The organism is Streptomyces filipinensis, assembly GCF_014649495.1.
Taxonomy (GTDB): domain Bacteria; phylum Actinomycetota; class Actinomycetes; order Streptomycetales; family Streptomycetaceae; genus Streptomyces; species Streptomyces filipinensis.
On record NZ_BMTD01000005.1, the window covers coordinates 112019 to 132176 of the forward strand.

The following is a 20158-nucleotide window of genomic DNA, read 5'->3' on the forward strand; positions in this document are numbered from 1 at the left end:
TCTCTCAGCCATCGGCGCGGACCGGCGGACCGGGCGGCCTGACCTCCACCGCGTCCGCGACGAGACCGGCGCGATGGGCGAACAGGGCGGCCTGGACCCGGTTCTCTAGACCCAGCCGGGTCAGGATGCGGTTGACCCGGCTCTTCACCGTCGCCTCGCTGAGCCTGAGGTCCGTGGCGATCCGTGCGTTGGACAGTCCGCGCGCGACCAGCACGAGCACCTGGATCTCGCGCTCGGTGAGCATGCCGGCCTCCGGTGCCGGAGCCGGCGCGGGGGCGAGGAGAGCGGGGGGCAGCGCCGTGACCGTGTCGATCAGCCGCCGGGTGACGCTCGGGGCGAGCACCGCCTCGCCGTCGGCCGCGGCGCGGATGGCCTCGGCGAGCTGGTCGGGCCGGCTGGTCTTCAGCAGGAAGCCGACGGCCCCGGCCCGCAGCGCCGCGTGCACGTACTCGTCCAGGTCGAAGGTGGTCAGCACCAGCACCCGCGGCACCGGCCCCGGGCCGGGCCACTCCTGGACGATCAGCCGGGTCGCCTCGACACCGGTCATGCCCGGCATCCGTACGTCCATCAGCACCACGTCCGGCCGTAGCGCCACGGCCCGGGCGACCGCCTGCTCGCCGTCGGCCGCCTCCCCGACGACCGACAGACCCTCGCGGCGGTCGATCACGAGACGCAGCGCGGTCCGCACGATCTCCTGGTCGTCCACGACGAGCACACGTACGCTCATCCGTCCCCCTGTACCGGTCCGGGACCGCGCGCGGACAGCACGGCGCGCAGCTGCCAGCCGCCGTCCGCACGGGGCCCGGCGTGCAGCGCGCCCTCGAAGGCCGCCACCCGTTCCCGCATGCCGACCAGTCCGCGGCCGGCTCCGGGCACCGGCCGGTGCCCCGGGGCAGGCGCGTCGTTCTCCACCTCGATCGTCAGCCGCGACTCGTCACCGCGTACGGCGATCCGCACGCCGACCGGACCGGCGTGCTTGACCACGTTGGTCAGCGCCTCCTGGACGACCCGGTAGGCCGAGACCTGCAGCCCGGCCGGCAGTGCCTGCCCGGCGCGCGTCTCGGAGACACAGCTGACCCGGCAGCCCGCCGAGGTCGCGACACCGACGAGCAGGTCGAGGTGGTCCAGGGACGGCTCCGGTGCGAGGCCGCGTTCGTCGAAGGAGAGCAGTCCGAGCAGCCGCCGCATCTCGGTGAGCGCCGTGTCGGCGGTCCGCGCGATGAGACCCACCCCGTGTGCGGCCTCGCCCGCTGCGGGCGGACCGGAGGTCAGCACGTCCTCGGCGGCCCGGGCCTGCAGGGCGATGGCGCTGACGTGGTGGGCGACGACGTCGTGCAGGTCGCGGGCGATGCGGGCCCGCTCGGTGAGCACGGCCTGCCGGGCGTTGAGCTCCTGTTCGGCCGCGAGCCGCCGGTTCAGCACACCCAGGCGTTCCGCGTCGGTGTCGATCCGGCGCCGCCCGTACCCCAGCAGCCAGGCTAGGCCGAAGAAGAACACGAACGTCGTGACGCTGATCGGCTCCAGCGAGCCGGGCCGGGGCGGCTGCCAGTGTCCGGTCAGGGTGTCCGTGACGGCGGCGGTGACGAGGCCGGACAGGGTGAGCGGGACGCTCGCCGACGCCGGCGTGTGCCGGGCCACCGCGTAGACGCCGATCATCAGCAGGAACGGCCCGGGCACCTTCGCGTGGATCGGGCCGAGCGCCTGGAAGAGGACGTAGAGCGCGACCATCGCGACGAGGACGGTCCGCGGCCGCGTCCGCCGCCACGGCAGCGGCACGGTCTGCGCGCCCCACAGCAGCACACCCCAGACCGGCGGTCGCGGAGTCCTGTCCAGCACCGTGGCCACGTCGAGCAGGGTGAGGCCGCCGGCCCACAGCGCGTCCGTCAGACGCGGTCGGTCGGCGAGCCAGCGCTGGGCGGCTCGGGGCAGGGCGTTCACCTGGGTGGTCATCTCGGTCCGTCAGGCTAGACGAGACGCGGGGCGGGCCGGATCCACCGCGGGGCGCGCATCGAAAGATGCGCCGGTGCGCCGAGGATCGGCATCCGGCCCGAGGCGGGGCCGGGGCGGACCGCCCTAGCGTCCCGACCATGACGAACACAGCCGCACCGGCACCTCTCCACCCGACGGCCCAACCGCCCTCGCCGCCGCGCCGCGCCCCCCGGCCCGCGTGGCCCCTGCTGTCGCTCGGTACCGCGGCGATGCTCCTCGCGGTCGGCGGCCGGTGGGACATCGCGGTCGCCGCCTGGGTCTTCCCCGTCCTGCTCCTGCGCTTCACCCGGCTGAGCCGCGCCTGGTCCGGGGCGCTGTGGATCTGGCTGGCACACGTCGGGGCCGCCGTCTTCTGGGTCCAGGAGTCGGCGATCGGCTTCAACGCCGTGGTGCTCGCGGGCGCGCTCGCCCTGGCCGCCGTGCAGACGCTGCCCTTCCTGGCCGACCGGCTGCTGGCGGGCCGGCTGCGACCGGTGCCGGCCACCCTGGTCTTCCCGGCCGGTGTCGCCGCCGCCGAGTTCCTGATCACGCTGCTGTCCCCGTTCGGCACGGCCTACGGCTCCCTGGCCGTCACCCAGCACGCCGACCTGCCCCTCCTCCAGGTCGTCTCGGTCACCGGCCCCTGGGGCATCGGCTTCCTCATCGGGTACGTCGCGAGCACGGTCAGCCGCGTCCGGGAGCACGGGGACCGCTCCTCCTGGCGCGGCGGCCTCGTCTGCACCGCCGTCCTGCTGGGTGTGCTGCTCGCCGGCGGCGCCCGGCTCGCCTTCCTGCCGTCCGAGGGCGCGACCGTGCGGATCGCCGGTGTCAGCCCGTCCCGCACCGTGACCGAGCGGCAGCAGGCCACGCTCGCCCGGTTCGCCGACGGCCCGGGCGGCGTCGCCGCGGCCCCCGCCGCGGCCGTACGGCCGGTGATGACGGCGGTCGAGAAGGACCTGCTGGCCGCGACCCGACGCGAGGCCGCCGCCGGCGCGAAGATCGTGATCTGGCCCGAGGAAGGCGTCAGGACCCAGGAGCCCGAGGAGTCCGCCGCCATCGCCGCCGCCCGGGCCGAGGCCCGGCGCTCACACGTCTACCTGGAGATCGGGGTGCGCGTCTACAGCACCACCGCACCCGCCTACGGCCGGAACGAAGCGCTCCTCATCGACCCCCGCGGCACGGTGCTCTGGACCTACCAGAAGGCCCACCCGATCCCCGGTTCGGAGCGGTTCACGCCCGGCGACGGCCATGTGCCGGTCGTTCGTACCCCGTACGGCCGGCTCGCCGACGTGATCTGCTACGACGCCGACTTCCCGGCGCTGATGCGCACCCGGGCCGACATCATGCTCGTGCCCGCGCACGACTGGAAGGAGTACGGCGGCGCGCACACCGGCAAGGCGGCCCTGGCCGCCGTCGAGGGCGGCTACGCGCTGTTCCGCCAGGACGCGGAGGGCGTCTCGGCCGCGTACGACGACCACGGCCAGGTCCTCGCCACCGGCGACTACTTCACGACCGGCCGCCAGACCACGGTCGCCCACGTGCCCGTGCGCGGCGGCACCACGGTCTACGACCGCATCGGCGACACCTTCGCCTGGCTCTGTCTGGCCGCTCTGGCGGCCCTCACCCTCACCGCAGTGGTCCGCCCCCGCCGTCCGGCGGGCCCGTGACGAGAGGTGGTGGCCTCACGCGACGGCCTGGCGGGCCGTCCTCTCCACCAGGGAGACCCCGTCGCTCATCGAGGCGCTGCCGTTCGACAGGACCGCGACCAGGTAGCGGTGCCCCTTCACGGTGACCTGGCCGACGCTGTTGACGTCCCACAGGCCGGAGGTGTTGCGCTGCAGCCAGCCGTTCTTCAGCACCCGGGGGGAGCCCGAGCCGCCGGCGGCGGAGACCCCCCAGGTCTGCTCCGGGATGACCTGGCCCATGAGGGTGCGGATGTAGGCCCGGGATGCCGCGTTCAGCACGGGGGAGCCCGGCTTCGCCGCCGTGCCGCCGTCGAACACGGCCCTGAGCAGCCGTATCTGGTCGCTCGCGGTCGTCCGCGTCAGCCCCCACTTGACGCCGGGGCCGCCCGTGGTCGAAGACAGCCCCAGCCGCTTGTTGGCCGCCGCAAGGCCGGAGGCCTGGCCGATCTGCCGCCAGAGCGCGTTGGCCGCCGTGTTGTCGCTGCGCTCGATCATCGGCTCGGCGTGACCGCGTTCCTCGGCGGTGAGTCCCCGTCCCGCGTCCTGGGCCTGGAGCAGCAGCGTCGCGAGGATGTCGACCTTCACGATGCTGGCGGTGTCGTACGCGCTGTCCGTCCCGTGCACCTCGGGGGTGCGGCCGGGCCTGTCCAGGTCGAGCACGGCGGCCGTGGCGTGCGGGGCCGCGACCGGCGGGGTAGCGGCCGCGGCCGGCGCCGGGCGCAGGGCGCCGACGGACAGGAGGGCCGCGACCGAGGCCATGAGGAGACCGGTCCGGGTGCGTGCGGCAGTGCGGGAGGGGCGAGACGACATGGCCCCGAACGTAAACAAAACGTGCACCGTGCGACGTGGCAGCCGTCACCTTCCCGGCCGCTGGGGGCGAAGTGTGAGAAGAGCCACCGACACCACCAATGGGACGCATTGCGATGCGTGGCCGGTCATGTGGCGGCGTGTACACGCGGCCAGGGCGCCTGTCTCGCCTATCGTCGGCCAGACACCGACATCCGGAGTGATAATGAAAAAATCGGATGAATTGGTTGATGTGGTCGACGGCGTGGCGGTCGTCCCCGTCGGCTCGCCGCCCCTGCGCCGCATCCGGCCGTGGCCCCTCGGCGCCGCCCTCGCGATCGCGGCCGGCGCCGCCGTGCTCCTCCTCGCCGGCACCCAGTGGCTGAACGAGCCGGCCGTCCAGGCCTGGCGCACCGTCTGCCTGGCCATCACCGTCCAGGCGTTGCCCTTCCTCCTTCTCGGCACCGCCCTGTCCGGTGCCATCAACGCCTTCGTACCGGCCGACCTCTTCACCAAGGTCCTCCCGAAGCGCCCCGCCCTCGCGGTGCCGGTCGCCGGCGTCGCGGGCGCCGTGCTGCCGGGCTGCGAATGCGCCTCCGTCCCCGTCGCCAACAGCCTGATCCGGCGCGGTGTCACCCCGGCCGCCGCCTTCGCCTTCCTGCTCTCCGCACCCGCCGTCAACCCCGTCGTGCTGACCGCCACCGCCGTCGCCTTCCCCGGCAACCCCGCGATGGTCGCCGCCCGGCTGCTCGCCTCCCTCGCCGCGGCGGCCGTGATGGGCTGGCTGTGGCTCTGGCTGGGCAAGGAGGAGTGGCTGCGGCCGGCTCTGCGGCACCGGCACACCGGTCACGAGCACGGCCGCAGCCGCTGGAACGAGTTCCGGCTCGGATTCCAGCACGACTTCCTGCACGCCGGCGGCTTCCTCGTCCTCGGCGCCATGGCCGCCGCCACCTTCAACGTCGCCGTGCCGCGCTCCGTCCTCGACGCCTTCTCCGGCTCACCCTGGATCTCGGTGCTCTTCCTGGCCGGCCTCGCCGTGCTGCTGGCGGTCTGCTCGGAGGCCGACGCGTTCGTCGCCGCCTCCCTCAGCGGGTTCTCCCCTACCGCGCGGCTCGCGTTCATCGTGGTCGGGCCCATGGTCGACCTGAAGCTGATCGCCCTTCAGGCGGGCACCTTCGGGCGGGCCTTCGCCTGGCGGTTCTCCACCGCCACCACCGTCGTGGCGGTCACGGCGAGCGCCCTGATCGGAGGCGCCCTGCTGTGAAACGCCCCGTCCAGGCCCTGCTCCTGACCCTGACCGGCACCGGCCTGCTGCACACCGCCCTGTTCACCGACATCTACCTGCGCTACGTGAAGGCCGGTCTGCGCCCTGTGCTGATCGCCTCGGGTGCCGTCCTGCTGCTGCTCGGCCTGGCCGCGGCGGCCCTCGGGGACGGACAGCGCCACACGGCGCACGACGACCACGAGCACGGACACGACCATGCCGCCACCCCGCGCGTCGCCTGGCTGCTGTTCCTCCCGGCGATCAGCCTGCTCTGCTACGCGCCGCCCGCCCTGGGCGCGTACACCGCGGCACGCTCGAACACCAAGCCCGTCGCGGTACAGAAGGGATTCGCCGCGCTGCCCGCGACCTCACCGCTGCCCCTGACCCTGACCGACTTCACCAAACGCGTCCAACAGGACCGCAGCCGTGCCATCAGGAACCGGATCGTCCAGCTCACGGGCTTCGTCACGCCGGCCGAGGACGACGACGGCTTCTACCTGACCCGCATCATCTTCACGTGCTGCGCGGCGGACTCACAGACCGTCAAGATCCGCGTCCACGGCACCGAGGCGCCGCCCGCGAACACCTGGCTCGCGGTGACCGGCACCTGGCACCCCCAGGGCGCTCTCGGCACGAGGACCGCGCCGGCCGCCCTCGACGTGAAGGACACCCGTCCCATCGCCCAGCCGGTGAACGCCTACACCGACGACCTGCCGCTCACCCCCTCCTAGCCGTCGTACGCGCCCCCTGTCGTCGTCCCGCGACGACCCCGGCGCCCGAGGCGCCGGACGACGCTCAGCCGGCGGCCTCCACCGACAGGGCCGTGGCCGCCGTGTCGGTGAGGAGCACGCCCGTGACCAGGCAGGGGCGGATGCGCACGGCGTGGTCCCTGTCCTCCTGCGCCGGCCAGGGGGCGAGCAGCGCCCGGATCCGGGCCAGGTCCGCCGCCTCGGTGACGAGCCGGGCATAGCCGGTGACCACCACGGTCCAGCCCAGGTGGGTGTCCGGGTCGAGCGCGTCGGCCTCATAGGCGACGACGACGCCCTGGCCGCCGCCCTCCCGTGGGTGCGCGGTCAGGGCGGCACCCTCGTGGGTGCGGATGACGATGTCGCCGTCGTCCAGGACGTGGCTGACCGGGCGGACGGTGGGCAGTGCCTGGCGGGTGAAGACGATCCTCCCCAGGGGCACGCTGCCCAGGAGCCGCAGCGCCTCGACCGGGTCGAGGTCGATGCGCCGGTGCGCCGGGCCGTCGTCACGGATCATGTCTGACTTCTCCGCGGGTGCGTGGCTGTCTCCTCGCCTGCTCCGGTCCCTCGCGCGCGACGTGCCGGAGGGGGACGGAGCGACACCGCGGGGGTCGGTGCCGCTCCTGCATCAACCGTCCCCCGCCTTCCGCCGGCCGCACAGTGCCCTTCGGCCCTCGGCGGCAGGGCCGGTCGTCCCCTCTCCGCGAGGGGCGGGGCGAGGTCGGTGCGGGTCTGTTCGGCACTCACACCGCCGGTATCCGGATTGAGGTGCAGGATGGTGTCGTGGCACTTCACGGACGGGTCCGGGAGACCTCCCCGGGGCCGCTCGCCACCCGCCCGGCGCGATCTGGCCCGGCGCGGTGGGCGGGGAGTGTGCGGCGAAGCCGCCGGTGCGCGCGAGAGGAGGCGGTGACGATGAACCGGACACCTCCCACGACGGTCGCCCGGGTGCGGCTGTGGCGCTGGCGACGCAATCCGCTCAGGCGCCACAGCGACGTCATCGAGGCCTGGATCGTCCTGGCGACCTGGGTGGTCGCCGTGCTCGGGGGAGTGGTCGCCGGGCTGGCGGCGGTACAGACCGCCGACTCGGCGTTCTCCGCCCGGCAGGCCCAGGTGCACGCCGTGCCCGCCGTGCTCGTGGACGGCGCCGCCAGGACCCCGACCTCCGGGACCGGCTACGACGACGGGCGGGTGTGGGCCTCCGTGCGCTGGACGGACGAGCACGGCGGAGTGCACACCGACCAGGCCAAGGTCCGGCCCGGCGCCCCCGCCGGATCCCCGCTGACCGTGTGGACCAACCGCGCGGGCCATGTGGTCTCCCCGCCCGTCACCGGCGCCGCGGCGGACCTGCAGGCGGCCCTCACCGGCGCCCTTGTCGCCCCGTCGGCGGGCGCGGCGGTCTGGGCCGCGGGATGGCTGGTCCGCAGCCGGCTGATCCGGCGGCGCATGGCCGAGTGGGACGAGGAGTGGAGGCAGTTCGGGCCGCGGTGGGGGAACCTCAGCGGCGGACGAGGCTGAATCCCAGTCCACACCCGGCCTGCGAGAGGGCGGGTGGTCACCGAGACCACACGGATACGGTCTTGTCCAAGAGCCGTCCGCTGCGCAGGGCCCGTCGGCGTCCGGTGCCGCAGTGAAGGACACCGGGGCCTGCGCACATCTCTTCCTCGTCCTCTCACGCACCGACCGAGTGCGGATCGCGCCGCGCGCGGCGGCGGGCGGCGCGCCGCGACGGCGGCCATCGCCGGAGAGACGTGCAGCCGGTACCGGCGACGCACGGAGACGCCACGACAGGGCGGGAAGGGCCACCCGCTTCTCGCGGATCCGGATTGCGCGGTGCACGGTTCCCGACCGCTTCCCCGCGTCTGTTCTCGGTCCTTCCCGCCACTACCCAGCACACCACGGATTCCGCCGCCCCACCAGGCCCGGCGGCCACCGACCGGCGACGGGTGCCCGCACACCCCGGGCCGGCCCGCCTCAGGCCGGCCCGCCTCAGGCCGGGCCGCCTCAGCCGGCCACGGCCGCGTTCACCGTGGGGTAGCAGGCGACGAGTTCGGTGAGGCCGACGATCTCCAGGGTGCGCAGGACGGCTGTGCGCACGCCGGCCAGGCGCAGCCAGCCGGCCGGGCCGTGGGCCTGGTGCGCGGTGATGAGGACGTTGATGCCGCTGGAGTCCATGAACGCCACGCCCGTGAAGTCCGCGACGGTGCGAGCCGGCGTCACGGACTCCTCGGGCGTCAGTGCCTGGCGGAGCAGACCGGAGGTGTGGTAGTCGATCTCGCCGGACACCGTGACGACCGTGACGTCGTCCACGGTGGTACGGCTGATCACCAGCCGGTCCGGTGCGGTCGGCTCATTGGTGCCTGCGGTGTCTGCCACGCGTTCCTCGTCCTCGTTCGGCGATCCCTGACCTGAGGTTGCCTCACCGTGGCGGCTGCCCGGGATCCCGCCGAGGATGCGTGTCCTGCCGACAACCTTCCGGGCCCTTCACGTGTCCGTACAACCTCTGTGCCCTTCCGAGTGTCCAGTACATGATCAACCGGCCTGCGGGCCGGGTCATGCCCCGCGCCTTCGAGGAGACCCAACGTGCGCTCAGCCCTCCGCCCCGCGGCGACCTGCGTGGCCGCCGCCGCGATCGGCATCGGCCTGCCCGTGCTCGCCGCACCCCTGGCGCACGCCGAGGAGCCCGCTCCCGACCTGGTGGTCTCGACCCTGCCGACCGCCACTCCCAAGCCCGGCGAGGTGTACGACCAGCCGGTCACCATCACCAACAAGGGCACGGCGGCCGCGGACGGAGTGACCTTCCGAATCCGGCTCACCCGCGGCCTGGACTTCCCGGCGCACGTGGACGGGTGCACCTACTCGACCGTCGCGGACCAGGTCAGGCAGGCGCTGTGCGAGCTGGACAAGGCCGTCGAGCCCGGCGCGACCGTCACCACGCCCGTGCGGTTCAAGGCGCTGCCCAAGGCGTTGATGGAGGCCGTCGAGTACGGCACGGGCCCCACCGGCGAAACTCCGGGGGAGGGCTTCGACGACAGCTACCGGCGGCTGGCCCTGACCGCGGACAGCACGGCCGACCTGGAGGCGCAGGGAGACCTCGCCGAAGGGACGCCCGGCAGCCGGGTGACCGTCACGGCGACGCTGCGCAACGACGGGCCCGGCTGGGTCCGCGAGCAGGAGAGCGACGACCAGCCGGCCCTGATGGTGCGGATTCCGAAGGGCACCGTCGCCGTCGACGTGCCCGGGGAATGCGAACCGTTCGGGATCGACGGCCCGACCGGCCCGTCGGAACCGGGCCACACCACGTACGTGTGCGCGCCCGGCGACCACACCCTTGAGGCCGACCAGTCCCTCGACTACACCTTCGTCCTCAAGATCGGCAAGACGGCCCAGGACACCAGGGGAGAGGTGTCGGTCAGCTCCGTGTACGGCATCCACCCGGCGTTCGACAGGAACACGGCGAACGACACGGCGTACCTGAACGTCGACGTGACCCGTGACGGCGATCCGGGCACGAGCACCTCCGGAGGCACCGCGAACGGCGGGAACTCCGGCGGTGGCGGTACGGGCACAGGTGGTTCCGGCTCGGGTGGTACGGGCACGAGTGGCACGGGCACCGGAGGCCAGGAGAACGACCCGCACGGCCAGTCGACCGGAGGCTCGGGCACGACGGGTACGACGGGCACGACGGGTACCACCGGCACGTCGGGCACCTCGGGGACGGGCGGTTCCGGCTCCGTGTCGACCGCGTCCGGAACGGGCGGTTCGGGCGGCACCGGTGGCAGCCTCGCCGCGACGGGAAGCGACGGCACGCCGATGCTGGCCGCGGGGGCGCTGGCCGCGACGGCGGTCGGTGGACTGGTGCTGGTGGCCGTGCGCCGCCGCACGTCCGGGAAGTGAACCTCGCTCCCGCCTGCGCCGGCACGGTACGGCCGCTCAGGCCTTGCCCAGGACGACGAGGAGCACCAGCAGCACGGTGGCGCCGGCGGTCGTACCGTGGGCGACCACGGCCGTGAGCGGGAAGTGCCGCTCGGCCGTGGCGCCGCCGTGGGAGTGGCGCCCGGAACTGGGCAGCCAGCGCAGCAGCATCATGACGCCGAACGCGGCCACGATCAGCACGACCGCGCACGCCGCCCAGGCCGAACTCCGCACCCCTCCCACCACATAGGCGGTCCAGGCGGCGACTCCTGCCACGGCGAGAGCCACGTGGCCGAGCACGAGCCACAGCGGCAGCCGCGTCACCCCCGGCGTGCGCTGCCGCAGTCCCCCGTGCCGGACCCACACCGTGGCGAGGTACCCGCCGAGACCGGCGGTCAGCAGCCACGCGCCCAGAACGAAGACATCCATACGGTCCCGCGCCCTGTCCCGATACGGCCGCCCTGTGACAGCGTCAGGGCTGCGTGGCTCAGCACACCGCACAGAGCGGGAGGAGTCCGGACATCCATTCGCCGATTCACCCGTAGGGATGAAAAGTGGCGCGGCTGCCCCACGGGTCGTCAGAGGCGTGCAAGTGAAGCCGCTCGTACGGCGAGCCGCGGCTCAAGGCGGCCGTGGCGGGCCATGGGGCCTGGTGAACCGCCGGTCTGACGGACCGGTCGGAGTCGGGTCGCCGCGCGCGGCGGAAGCGGCAGGACCACCGCCGGGCCGGCCGGGACATCGCGGACAGGCCCGCCCACGCCTTCGCGGGACCTAGTCGGCGCGGCCCGTCGCTGCCACGGTCACACCCAGCCCGATCATCGCGAAGCCGCCCGCCCCGCCGACCATCGACAGGCGGCGGTCCGAGCGGGCGAACCAGGAACGGGCCGCCGAGGCGCCCAGTCCCCAGAGCGTGTCCGTGATCATGCCGATGGCGACGGGAACCAGCCCCAGCACCATCATCTGAAGGGGAACACGGCCCGCCGAATGGTTCACGAACTGCGGCAGCACCGCCGCGAAGAAGACGAGGCCCTTGGGGTTGGTGAAGCCCACGAAAATGCCGTCCAGGACCGTGCGCAGATCGCCGCGCCGCTCACCCGCCGGAGCCTCCATGTCCGCCGCGCGCATCTCCTTGCGGTGCCGGAACACCTGAACGCCGAGGTAGATGAGATACGCCGCACCAGCCAGCTTCACGCCCGTGAACACCGCCGCGGAAGTCTCCACCAGCGTGCCGAGGCCCCACGCCACCGCGGTCACCAGGAGGTACGAACCGATCAGGTTGCCCAGGACGGTCGCGAGGGCTGTGCGGCGGCCGTGCGCGAGGGCTCTGCCGATCACGAACAGCACGCTGGGCCCTGGTATCACGATCACGAGGAGTGACATCGCCGCGAACGCGAGAATGCTCTCCGTGGACACCATATGTCTGCGACCTCCCTGGACTGCCTTCCAGAGGTCATACAAACAGACGGCGAACCGTCCGCTCTAGGCCTGCCGAGTCACTGCTCCGGCCTGGGGCGCCAGGCGACAGGCTTGGTGCTGCCGACGGCCCGGGCGGCCTCCCGGCTTCTCCGGTGGTGTGGAAGGGGCCGGATCAGTCGCGGGAGTTGCCGAACAGGATGCGGTAGCCGATGAGCAGGACCAGCGAGCCGCCGATCGCCGCGCCCCAGGTGTAGAGGTCGAAGAAGTGCTTCTCCACGGGGCGGTCGAGGAAGCGGGCGGAGAGCCAGCCGCCGACGAAGGCGCCGGCGACGCCGATGACGGTGGTGCCGATCAGCCCGCCCGGGTCGCGGCCGGGCAGCAGCACCTTGGCGACGGCTCCGGCGAGCAGGCCGAGGATGATCCAGCCGATGATGCCCACGGTGTTGTCCTCCAGTCAGGTCGAGATCCGCGCCGAGTGCTCCGGACGCCGACGCTTGGTTTGCTTGCTTGCGCAAGCCTAGGTGGTCTTCGGGGCGGTCGGGCAAGCCGAGTTGGCTCCTGGTGACGACCCGTCGAAGTTCTGCTACAGGATTAAGACATTGCGCAATCCGGGAACTGAGAGTGACTCAGGAGCGTTGGTCATGACGGATGCGGGACGTGTGAGCGGCTGTGGAGGACGTGGATGAGTGTGTCCCTGACCAAGGGCGGCAATGTGTCGCTCAGCAGGCAGGCCCCCGGACTGACCGCGGTGACGGTCGGGCTGGGCTGGCAGGCGAACACCGGGTGTGAACCGGACGCCGGCGCCCTGCTCTGCGAGGCCTCGGGCAAGGTGCTGTCCGACGAGCACTTCGTCTTCTCCGGCAACCCGAGCAGTCCCGAGGGTTCGGTCCGCCACGGGGGCGGCGGCGGCCCGGCCGACGGAGACGACCAGCGGATCCAGATCGACCTGACCAGGGTCCCGGATCAGGCCGAGAAGATCGTCTTCCTGGTGTCCCGCTACGAGGGCGCCGGCCGCGGCCAGCCCCTCGCGCCGGTGCGCCGGGCGTACATCCGCGTGCTCGACCAGGAGAGCAGCACCGAACTGGCCCGGTACGACCTCGCGGCCGACGGCCCGTCGGCCGAGACCGCCCTGGTCTTCGGCGAGTTGTACCGGCATGGCGCGGAGTGGAAGTTCCGTGCGGTCGGCCAGGGTTACGCCTCGGGGCTCGCCGGCATCGCCGCCGACTACGGCGTCACGGTGCCGCGGGACACGCCCGCTAAGCCGGCCCCGGCCGCCGCGCCGGCCCCGGCCGCCGCGCCGGCCCCGGCCTCGCCTCCCGGGCAGAACCCGCTTCCTCCTCCCGCCCCGGGCCCGGCCCCGGTCACCGCACCGCGGACGAGCACCGGGACGTATGCGCCGCCCGTCCCGCCGGCCCCACCGGTCGCCGCCCCGTCGGCCCCGGCGTACCCCACGTCCCCGCAACCCACCGGGAGTTCCACCGTGACCTGTTTCTTCGACCCCCAGCACGGCCCGGGCGTCGTGACCGTGACCTGGTCCCCGCAGTGGGGCGTACCCCGGCCCGTCCAGACCTGCGGCGCCTGCGCGCAGCGCGTCCAGACCACGCCGCCGCCCTTCTACACCCCGCCCCAGCAGGGCTATCCGCAACAGGGTTATCCCCAGCAGGGTTATCCCGAGCAGGGTTATTCCCACCAGGGCTATCCCCACCAGGGACATCCCCATCAGGGATACGCGCAGCCGTACGAGGACCACGACCACCACCAGCAGGGCGGCGGCCGGCGCTTCGGCGCGGGTGCGCTCATCGGGGCCGGCGCGGCGGGCCTCATCGGTGGCGCGCTGCTCAACGAGGCGTTCGACGACGACGAGCCGGACGTCGAGGTCAACAACTACTACGAGGAGTGACCCCGCCAGCGTGAGGCCCCTGGAGCCGGGCGCCTACACTGGGTGGGCGCGTGTGCGTCGGCTGTGACGAGGGCGGGGACGGGAGAGGACCGTGACGGAGAACGCCGCTGGCTTCCAGGACCCGCCGGCCGAGGTGCTGGCGGAGGCCGCGGCGGCGTTCGGACTGCTCGCCTCTCCCGCCCGGCTGCACCTGATGTGGGCCTTGTCGCAGCGGGAGAGCGACGTCACACATCTCGCGGACCGGGTGGGCGGCGCGCTGCCCGCGGTCAGCCAGCACCTGGCGAAGCTGAAGCTCGCCGGACTCGTCCGCTCCCGCCGCGAAGGCCGACGCCAGGTCTACTACATCGACGATCCCGACGTCGTGACCCTGGTCCGCGTGATGGTGGGACAACTGACCGCCCGCGTGCAGCACACCTCGCTCCCCGTCCAGGGGCTGCGCGGGCTCGGGGGCTGACGGCACCGGCCGTTCTCACCCACACCCGGTTCCTTTCTTATGCAGGACGCGTAGACTCCCGCTCCCGTACCGCCCCGGGTCCGCTTGGCGATTCCATGAGATGCCTCACCTGTGAATCGCGTGTGGATCCGTGCTGTTCGGGTCACAGGTTTGTTAGATTGCGCAACTACGCAAGCAAGGTGGAGCGACGCGCTTCGCCCGCCCGTACACCGCCGCGCGGGCCAGGCCGTACACCCCACGGCCCGGCCTGAGGGGCCCGACCCTTCAGGGGAGTGGGAGATGAGCGACCCGTGGGACGGGCCCGCCGGCCAGGCCACCCGCAGCCGTGGTGCGCGGGTGCCCGGACAGCGGGCGGGCGAGCCCGACGGGCCGCGTCCTGCGGGCGGCCGGGCCGCGGCCCGGGTGGCCGCCCGCTCCGGCGGCGGCAGGCGGGGGCACCGGGCCCGTCCGGGGGGCCGCGGCAGGCGGGTACTTAAGGTCCTCGCAATCAGCCTCTCGACCGCCATCGTGGTCACGGCGGGCGCGGGCTGGTGGTTCTACGAGCACCTGAACGGCAACATCCACAGCCTCTCGCTCGACGGCAAGGGCGGCAGCGAGAAGGCCGACGCGTTCGGCCGCACCCCGATCAACATCCTGGTCATGGGCTCGGACGGCCGCACCAGCGCGGCGGACTGCAAGCTCGGCGGCGGCTGCTCGAAGACCGGGGTGCAGACCGGCAGCAACGCGGACGTGCAGATGGTGGTGCACATATCCGCCGACCGCTCCAACGCGACGGTGATGAGCATCCCCCGGGACACCATGACCAAGGTCCCGGCCTGCAAGGACAGCGAGACGGGCCAGTCCACGTCCGGGTACTACGGCCAGATCAACAGCGCGCTGCAGTACGGCCCCGCCTGCCAGGTGGCCACCGTCCACCAGCTCACGGGGATCCCGATCGACCACTTCGTCAAGCTCGACTTCTCCGGCGTGGTGAAGATGTCCGACGCGGTCGGCGGTGTCTCCGTCTGCGTCACCGACGACGTCTACGACACCTACTCGCACCTGAAGTTGTCCAAGGGATCCCACACCCTCAAGGGCGTCGCGGCCCTGGAGTTCGTCCGCTCCCGGCACGGCTTCGGCGACGGCAGCGACCTGGGCCGTACGATCTCCCAGCACATCTTCCTCAGCGCGATGATCCGCAACTTCAAGAGCGCGGGGACGCTCACCGACCCCAGTGCCGTCTACGACCTGGCCGACGCCGCCACCAAGGCGCTGACCGTGGACGACGGACTGGGCAGCGTGAAGAAGCTGATCTCGCTCGCGTCGGACGTGAACAAGGTGCCGACGAAGCGGATGACGTTCACGACGATGCAGACGGCCGCCGACCCGAACAACAAGGACCGGGTCGTCGTGGGCTCGGGTGCCAGGACCCTGTTCTCCACCATCGCCAACGACCAGTCGCTGACCACCGACTCCGGCAAGAAGTCCGCCGCGGCCTCGGCGACCGCGAAGGCCACCGCCCCGGCCGTACCGGCGTCGCGGATCGCCGTCACGGTCGAGAACGGCACATCGGTCACCGGCCGTGCCTCGGACATCGCGACCGCGCTGACCGACCAGGGCTTCAGTACCGCCACCACCACGGCCAACGCCCCGAGCCCCGCGGCGACCACCACCCTGACCTACGGCCCCGGCCAGAAGGACGAGGCCAAGACGGCCGCGAAGGCGCTCGGGCTGTCCTCCGCGCACCTGAAGCAGGGCACCGGCACCGGCCTGACCCTGGTCATCGGCAGCGACTGGCCGAGCGGCACCGGCTACCCGGGCGGCAGCTCCTCGTCCGCGCCCGCCGACACCCAGGACGCCGTCGGAGGCGCCCACGCCTCCACCGCCGACCAGGCCAAGACCTGTGCCAAGGTCAGCCCCTACAGGACGGTCACCTACAACGGTGTGTCGATGACCCCGGCCCAGGCCTACAAGGCGGCACGCGGCAAGCCCGACTCCGACGCCTGACCGCCGCGACGCACCCCGCGCGTCGGCCGGTCAGGGGCTGGCGACGTCGAAGCCGTACCGCAGGGGCTCGGTGATGACGGTGTAGTCGCGGCGGTACAGGTACACCGCCTCCGCGCGTATACCCCCGGGCGGTGCGGCCTCGACCGGGCAGGGGCACGTCACCTGGATCACGCGCGGCCGGTCGGAGACCTTCATGCGCAGCCCGTCCGCCGGCCCGCCGTCGAGTACGGCGGCCTCCCAACCCGTCACTTCGGTAGTGTCCACGATGCAAATTTTACGGGTTGCGCAAGTTTTGAGTCGGTGAGTCGGATCACTGGGACGCCGGCCTGGCTATGCGGGCCGTTGCGAGGCCGCCGCTTCGGGGCGCAGATCGGCCAGGCCCAGCGGGTGGGCCGGGGGACCGGCGAGGGCGATGCGGGAGGTCGTCCGAAGGTCGGGACCGACGTGGAGCAGTTCGCCGGGCGCCATGAGCTGCCAGTGCGGGCTCTCGTCCATGCGCTCGCTGGCCACCACGACGGACGGACGATCACCGAGGTGCGCCGAGCGCACCCGCAGACGGCCGTCCCGTCCGGTGTGGTCCAGATGCCGCGACCCCTGGTGACCGCCCGCCGGGCGCCGTAGGACGTACAACTCGTGGGTGGCGGGATAGCGCAGGGCCCACAGCTCCCGGGCGGTGACGAGGACGATGTTGAGCGCGAACAGGGGCAGGTTCCCGGCGACCCAGCGTGCCGCCGACTCCAGGCCGGCGGACACGTCCCCGCCGTGTGCCGCGGTCTCCCGTGTGACCAGGGCGAAGAAGCGCTCGGAGTCGGTGTCGCCGTGCACCAGCGAGCGGTCCTCGCCCAGGTGGCGGTCGAGTTCGTCGAGTCCCTCGATCACCCCGTTGTGGGCGAAGAGCCGCCCGTGCTGCTCGAAGGGATGCGTGTTGCGCACGTCCAGTCCGCCGGTCGAGGCGTAGCGGATGTGTGCGAGGAAGGTGGCCGACTCCACCTCCCGGGCCTCCCTGGCGAAGACCCGGTCCTCATAGGCCGCGATCGGCGCCTTGTGCACCTGAGGCGTGCCGTCCGCGTCGAAGTGGCCGAGCCCGGTGCCGTCGGGTTCGCGGTGACTCTGCACGCTGAGACTGTCGGGAGCGTCCAGCAGCCAGAACGTGGCGCGGCTGCGGAGCGGGGAACTGATCAGCCCGAACAGTCGGCACACGGCATCCTCCTCGTCGCCCGTCCTCCGCCGGGGCCCGCAGCGGGGGCGCCCGGACGCCCATGGTCCCGCGCGGTCGACGATTCCGCACGCGGCGCGCGCGGCCGGTGTCCCGGCCCCGCACCCGCCCCCTGGGAGCGTCGGCCGGTCCCGGCCGAGAGCCGCGGAGGCCCTCAACCCACGGGGCGTGGCGCCGAGTCGAGTACCAGGTCGAGGGCGGCGAGCGCTTGCGCCACGGTGCGGTCCGACAGGGAGACGAACGGCCGGTACCGGTCCCCAGGGCCGAGCAGTCCGCCCGAGCCCAGGCGGAACAGCGGCAGAAGCCGCCCCGTGACAGGAGCCACACGCGTCGCCCGGAACTCGCCTTTTCCCCGGCCCGACTTCTGATGCGTCACGGCGCCGTCCGGGCGCCGCGCGACGACAGGAACGAAAGAGGCGGTTGATGGACGACGAGCCCAGGCGATCCGGCTCGGGCGCGGCAGGGGCGTGGCGCAAGGCCGTACCGCCGCCCGCCCTGTGCGGCTTCCTGCTCCTGCTGGCGCTGATGTTCACGGTGGCGTACGCCGTCGGCGCGGCCGCCGGGCCCGTCGCACCCGGTCTGCACGGCACCGGATCCGGCGGTGCCGGCGACGGCGGTCCGGGCGACGGGGACATGGACATGGGCGGGATGCACGGGGGAGCCGGCCGATGACCACGCACTCCGCCGCCCCCCTGACGACAACCGACCTGACCGTCGGCGGCATGACCTGTGCGGCCTGCGTCAGGCGCGTCGAGAAGAAACTCGGCAGACTCGACGGTGTCACGGCGACCGTCAACCTGGCCACCGGGCGTGCCCGGGTCAGCCATCCGCCGCACATCGCCCCCGCCGAACTCGTCGAGGCCGTACAGCGGGCCGGCTACACGGCCGTGGTGCCCGAGCCGGTGAAGGAACGACAAGACGCGGACGGCGCGGACGGCGCGGACGCCGAGACCGGGGCTTCCGGGGAACGGGACCGGCTCCTGGTCACCGCGCTGCTCGCGATGCCGGTCCTGGTGCTCTCGATGGTGCTCCCGGGATGCGTATGCCGTTCACCCTGGTGCCCTCCGCGGCGGACGGGCCCGCGCACCTCTACCTGGAAGCCGCCGTCGGCGTCCCCCTGTTCGTACTGGCGGGCCGGTACCTGGAGGCCCGGGGCCGGCGCGGGACCGGGGCGGCCCTGCGCTCGCTCGCCCAACTCACGGTCAAGGAGGTGGCCGTACGCGAAGGCGTCACCGAACGGCTCATCCCCGCCGAGGATCTGGGCGTCGGGCAGGTCTTCGTCGTGCGTCCCGGCGAACGGGTCGCCACCGACGGGGAGGTGACGCAGGGCAGCTCCGCCCTGGACGTCTCCCTGGTGACCGGCGAGAGCGGGCCCGTGGAGGCCGGGCCGGGCGCGGCCGTGGTCGGGGGCGCCGTCAACCGCGGTGGACTGCTGTTCGTACGGGCCACCGCGGTCGGCGCCGACACCCGGCTCGCCCACATCACACGGATGGTGACCGAGGCCCAGGCCGGCAAGGCGCGGGCACAGCGGCTCGCCGACGCCGTGGCGGGTGTCTTCGTGCCGGTCGTCCTGGTGCTGGCCGTCACGACACTCGGGTTCTGGCTGGGTGCCGGAGCCGATCCGCAGGCGGCCGTCACGGCGTGCGTGGCCGTGCTCGTGGTGGCCTGCCCCTGCGCGCTCGGACTGGCGACCCCGACCGCGCTGATGGCCGCCACGGGCCGGGGTGCCCAGCTCGGCGTACTCGTCACCGGCCCGCAGGCTCTGGAGGGACTGCGGCACCTGGACGCGGTCGTCCTGGACAAGACCGGCACCCTCACCGACGGCCGGATGGCCGTCGCCCGCGTCACCGCCGCACCGGACGGCCTCGGCGCCGAGGCGGCCCTGCGCCTGGCCGGGGCCGTCGAACAGGGCTCGGAGCATCCGCTGGGCCGGGCGCTCGTGGCGTACGCGCGCGAGAACGCGTCCCGGCCGCCGGCCACCACGGCCGAGGAGACGCCCCGGGGCGGGCGGGCACGAGGTCCCGCCCTGCCCGAGGTGACGGACTTCAGGGCCCTGCCGGGGCTCGGCGTGCGAGGCCGGGTCGAGGGACGGCTGGTCGAAGTCCTGGCCCCTGACGGCGCCTTGCCCGGCACGCTCGCGTCGGCGCTGACCCTGGCCGAGGCCGCCAGCCGCACACCCGTCCTCGTCCGTGTCGACGGCGTCGCCGAGGCACTGATCGAGCTCGGGGACACCGTGCGCTCCGGCAGCTACCGGGCCGTCCACCGGCTGCGGCGCCTCGGCATACGCCCGGTGCTCGCCACCGGTGACCGGGAAGGCCCGGCCACCGCCGTCGCGTCGGAGCTGGGCATCGAGGAGACCCACGCCCGCTGCACCCCCGAGGACAAGGCCGACCTCGTACGCGCACTTCAGGAACGTGGCTGCCGGGTGGCGGTGGTGGGGGACGGCGTGAACGACGCGGCCGCCCTGGCCCACGCAGACCTCGGCATCGCGCTCGGCGGCGGAACGGACGTGGCGATGGGCGCCGCCGACGTGACCCTCGTGCGGGGCGACATCGACGCGCTCGCCGACGCGGTACGGCTGGCCCGGCGCACCCTGGGCACGATCCGCGCGAACCTCGTGTGGGCCTTCGGCTACAACGTCGTCACCCTCCCGCTCGCCATGACCGGCCTGCTCACCCCGATGCTCGCCGCGGCGGCCATGTCGGCCAGCTCCCTGCTGGTCGTCGGCCACAGCCTGCGGCTGCGCGCCTGGCAGCCCTCACCCGCCCGGAGGACCACCCCATGACCGCCGGCACGACCGACGACACGACCACCGGCACGAC

Annotated in this window: 20 protein-coding genes and 1 pseudogene; 10 read left to right on the forward strand and 11 right to left on the reverse strand. The window is 73.3% G+C overall.

Features of this window, described 5'->3' with window-relative positions:
- Positions 1–4: 4 nt before the first annotated feature.
- Both IE244_RS13825 and IE244_RS13830 read right to left on the reverse strand, forming a co-directional pair.
- On the reverse strand, positions 5–727 hold the full coding sequence (locus IE244_RS13825) for a response regulator transcription factor (protein WP_191873809.1): 723 nt from the start codon (positions 725–727) through the stop codon (positions 5–7).
- On the reverse strand, positions 724–1950 hold the full coding sequence (locus IE244_RS13830; RefSeq protein WP_191873810.1) for a sensor histidine kinase: 1227 nt from the start codon (positions 1948–1950) through the stop codon (positions 724–726). Before IE244_RS13830 ends, IE244_RS13825 begins: the two co-directional genes overlap by 4 nt.
- 137 nt (positions 1951–2087) lie before the next feature.
- Here IE244_RS13830 and IE244_RS13835 point away from each other — a divergent pair, with 137 nt between their 5' ends.
- Complete coding sequence (locus IE244_RS13835) at positions 2088–3635, forward strand: nitrilase-related carbon-nitrogen hydrolase (protein ID WP_191873811.1); 1548 nt, start codon at positions 2088–2090, stop codon at positions 3633–3635.
- A gap of 15 nt (positions 3636–3650) precedes the next feature.
- On the opposite strand, the gene IE244_RS13840 is transcribed toward IE244_RS13835, so the two are convergent.
- The gene (locus IE244_RS13840) at positions 3651–4463 is read right to left on the reverse strand and encodes a serine hydrolase (RefSeq protein WP_191873812.1); all 813 of its coding nucleotides are present in this window, start codon (positions 4461–4463) and stop codon (positions 3651–3653) included.
- Positions 4464–4665: 202 nt separating this feature from the next.
- Between IE244_RS13840 and IE244_RS13845 the strand changes: the two genes are divergently transcribed.
- Positions 4666–5703: a permease gene (locus IE244_RS13845; RefSeq protein WP_373305741.1), complete on the forward strand. Its 1038-nt coding sequence runs from the start codon at positions 4666–4668 to the stop codon at positions 5701–5703.
- Positions 5700–6434: a TIGR03943 family putative permease subunit gene (locus tag IE244_RS13850; protein WP_191873813.1), complete on the forward strand. Its 735-nt coding sequence runs from the start codon at positions 5700–5702 to the stop codon at positions 6432–6434. Before IE244_RS13845 ends, IE244_RS13850 begins: the two co-directional genes overlap by 4 nt.
- A gap of 64 nt (positions 6435–6498) precedes the next feature.
- Here the strand turns inward: IE244_RS13850 and IE244_RS13855 are convergent, their stop codons facing one another.
- Positions 6499–6966, reverse strand: coding sequence for a pyridoxamine 5'-phosphate oxidase family protein (locus IE244_RS13855; protein ID WP_191873814.1), 468 nt, complete (start codon positions 6964–6966; stop codon positions 6499–6501).
- Between the two features lie 398 nt (positions 6967–7364).
- On the opposite strand from IE244_RS13855, the gene IE244_RS13860 reads away from it, so the two are divergent.
- Positions 7365–7967, forward strand: coding sequence for an Rv1733c family protein (locus tag IE244_RS13860; RefSeq protein ID WP_191873815.1), 603 nt, complete (start codon positions 7365–7367; stop codon positions 7965–7967).
- Positions 7968–8453: 486 nt separating this feature from the next.
- On the opposite strand, the gene IE244_RS13865 is transcribed toward IE244_RS13860, so the two are convergent.
- Positions 8454–8825 (reverse strand): STAS domain-containing protein, encoded by a 372-nt coding sequence (locus IE244_RS13865; protein WP_191873816.1) that lies wholly within the window; start codon positions 8823–8825, stop codon positions 8454–8456.
- Between the two features lie 207 nt (positions 8826–9032).
- Between IE244_RS13865 and IE244_RS13870 the strand changes: the two genes are divergently transcribed.
- Positions 9033–10346: a COG1361 family protein gene (locus tag IE244_RS13870; protein WP_191873817.1), complete on the forward strand. Its 1314-nt coding sequence runs from the start codon at positions 9033–9035 to the stop codon at positions 10344–10346.
- Between the two features lie 36 nt (positions 10347–10382).
- Here IE244_RS13870 and IE244_RS13875 read toward each other — a convergent pair whose 3' ends face one another.
- The 3 genes from IE244_RS13875 to IE244_RS13885 form a co-directional block, all read right to left on the reverse strand.
- Complete coding sequence (locus IE244_RS13875) at positions 10383–10793, reverse strand: hypothetical protein (protein ID WP_191873818.1); 411 nt, start codon at positions 10791–10793, stop codon at positions 10383–10385.
- Between the two features lie 342 nt (positions 10794–11135).
- A complete protein-coding gene (locus tag IE244_RS13880) occupies positions 11136–11780 on the reverse strand; it encodes a LysE family translocator (RefSeq protein ID WP_191873819.1) in 645 nt (214 codons plus the stop codon).
- Between the two features lie 172 nt (positions 11781–11952).
- Positions 11953–12219 carry a GlsB/YeaQ/YmgE family stress response membrane protein gene (locus IE244_RS13885; RefSeq protein WP_191873820.1) on the reverse strand — a complete coding sequence of 89 codons (267 nt, stop codon included), beginning with the start codon at positions 12217–12219 and terminating at the stop codon, positions 11953–11955.
- A 243-nt stretch (positions 12220–12462) separates the two neighbouring features.
- On the opposite strand from IE244_RS13885, the gene IE244_RS42975 reads away from it, so the two are divergent.
- The 3 genes from IE244_RS42975 to IE244_RS13900 all read left to right on the forward strand — a co-directional run bounded on the left by IE244_RS42975 (position 12463) and on the right by IE244_RS13900 (position 16120).
- Entirely contained in the window at positions 12463–13680 is a 1218-nt protein-coding gene (locus IE244_RS42975; RefSeq protein ID WP_191873821.1) for a TerD family protein, read from the forward strand.
- Positions 13681–13771: 91 nt separating this feature from the next.
- Complete coding sequence (locus tag IE244_RS13895) at positions 13772–14134, forward strand: ArsR/SmtB family transcription factor (protein ID WP_191873822.1); 363 nt, start codon at positions 13772–13774, stop codon at positions 14132–14134.
- 279 nt (positions 14135–14413) lie between these two features.
- Positions 14414–16120 carry an LCP family protein gene (locus IE244_RS13900; RefSeq protein ID WP_191873823.1) on the forward strand — a complete coding sequence of 569 codons (1707 nt, stop codon included), beginning with the start codon at positions 14414–14416 and terminating at the stop codon, positions 16118–16120.
- A 30-nt stretch (positions 16121–16150) separates the two neighbouring features.
- On the opposite strand, the gene IE244_RS13905 is transcribed toward IE244_RS13900, so the two are convergent.
- The 3 genes from IE244_RS13905 to IE244_RS13915 form a co-directional block, all read right to left on the reverse strand.
- Positions 16151–16384, reverse strand: coding sequence for a hypothetical protein (locus IE244_RS13905; RefSeq protein WP_229854088.1), 234 nt, complete (start codon positions 16382–16384; stop codon positions 16151–16153).
- Positions 16385–16450: 66 nt separating this feature from the next.
- Entirely contained in the window at positions 16451–17320 is an 870-nt protein-coding gene (locus IE244_RS13910) for a class II glutamine amidotransferase (protein WP_191873824.1), read from the reverse strand.
- A gap of 170 nt (positions 17321–17490) precedes the next feature.
- The gene (locus IE244_RS13915; RefSeq protein ID WP_191873825.1) at positions 17491–17661 is read right to left on the reverse strand and encodes a hypothetical protein; all 171 of its coding nucleotides are present in this window, start codon (positions 17659–17661) and stop codon (positions 17491–17493) included.
- 98 nt (positions 17662–17759) lie between these two features.
- Between IE244_RS13915 and IE244_RS13920 the strand changes: the two genes are divergently transcribed.
- Both IE244_RS13920 and IE244_RS13925 read left to right on the forward strand, forming a co-directional pair.
- Positions 17760–18008, forward strand: a complete 249-nt coding sequence (locus tag IE244_RS13920) for a hypothetical protein (RefSeq protein ID WP_191873826.1) — start codon at positions 17760–17762, stop codon at positions 18006–18008.
- Positions 18005–20121, forward strand: a pseudogene (locus IE244_RS13925) (heavy metal translocating P-type ATPase). The gene IE244_RS13920 and the pseudogene IE244_RS13925 overlap by 4 nt, the downstream one beginning before the upstream one ends.
- Positions 20122–20158 lie beyond the last annotated feature (37 nt).

Excerpts from the sequence above, each read along its gene's own strand:
- IE244_RS13825 (WP_191873809.1), bottom strand. The coding sequence starts at position 727 with ATGAGCGTACGTGTGCTCGTCGTGGACGACCAGGAGATCGTGCGGACC.
- IE244_RS13830 (WP_191873810.1), bottom strand. The coding sequence starts at position 1,950 with ATGACCACCCAGGTGAACGCCCTGCCCCGAGCCGCCCAGCGCTGGCTC.
- IE244_RS13835 (WP_191873811.1), top strand. The coding sequence starts at position 2,088 with ATGACGAACACAGCCGCACCGGCACCTCTCCACCCGACGGCCCAACCG.
- IE244_RS13840 (WP_191873812.1), bottom strand. The coding sequence starts at position 4,463 with ATGTCGTCTCGCCCCTCCCGCACTGCCGCACGCACCCGGACCGGTCTC.
- IE244_RS13845 (WP_373305741.1), top strand. The coding sequence starts at position 4,666 with ATGAAAAAATCGGATGAATTGGTTGATGTGGTCGACGGCGTGGCGGTC.
- IE244_RS13855 (WP_191873814.1), bottom strand. The coding sequence starts at position 6,966 with ATGATCCGTGACGACGGCCCGGCGCACCGGCGCATCGACCTCGACCCG.
- IE244_RS13860 (WP_191873815.1), top strand. The coding sequence starts at position 7,365 with ATGAACCGGACACCTCCCACGACGGTCGCCCGGGTGCGGCTGTGGCGC.
- IE244_RS13875 (WP_191873818.1), bottom strand. The coding sequence starts at position 10,793 with ATGGATGTCTTCGTTCTGGGCGCGTGGCTGCTGACCGCCGGTCTCGGC.
- IE244_RS13880 (WP_191873819.1), bottom strand. The coding sequence starts at position 11,780 with ATGGTGTCCACGGAGAGCATTCTCGCGTTCGCGGCGATGTCACTCCTC.
- IE244_RS42975 (WP_191873821.1), top strand. The coding sequence starts at position 12,463 with ATGAGTGTGTCCCTGACCAAGGGCGGCAATGTGTCGCTCAGCAGGCAG.
- IE244_RS13900 (WP_191873823.1), top strand. The coding sequence starts at position 14,414 with ATGAGCGACCCGTGGGACGGGCCCGCCGGCCAGGCCACCCGCAGCCGT.
- IE244_RS13920 (WP_191873826.1), top strand. The coding sequence starts at position 17,760 with ATGGACGACGAGCCCAGGCGATCCGGCTCGGGCGCGGCAGGGGCGTGG.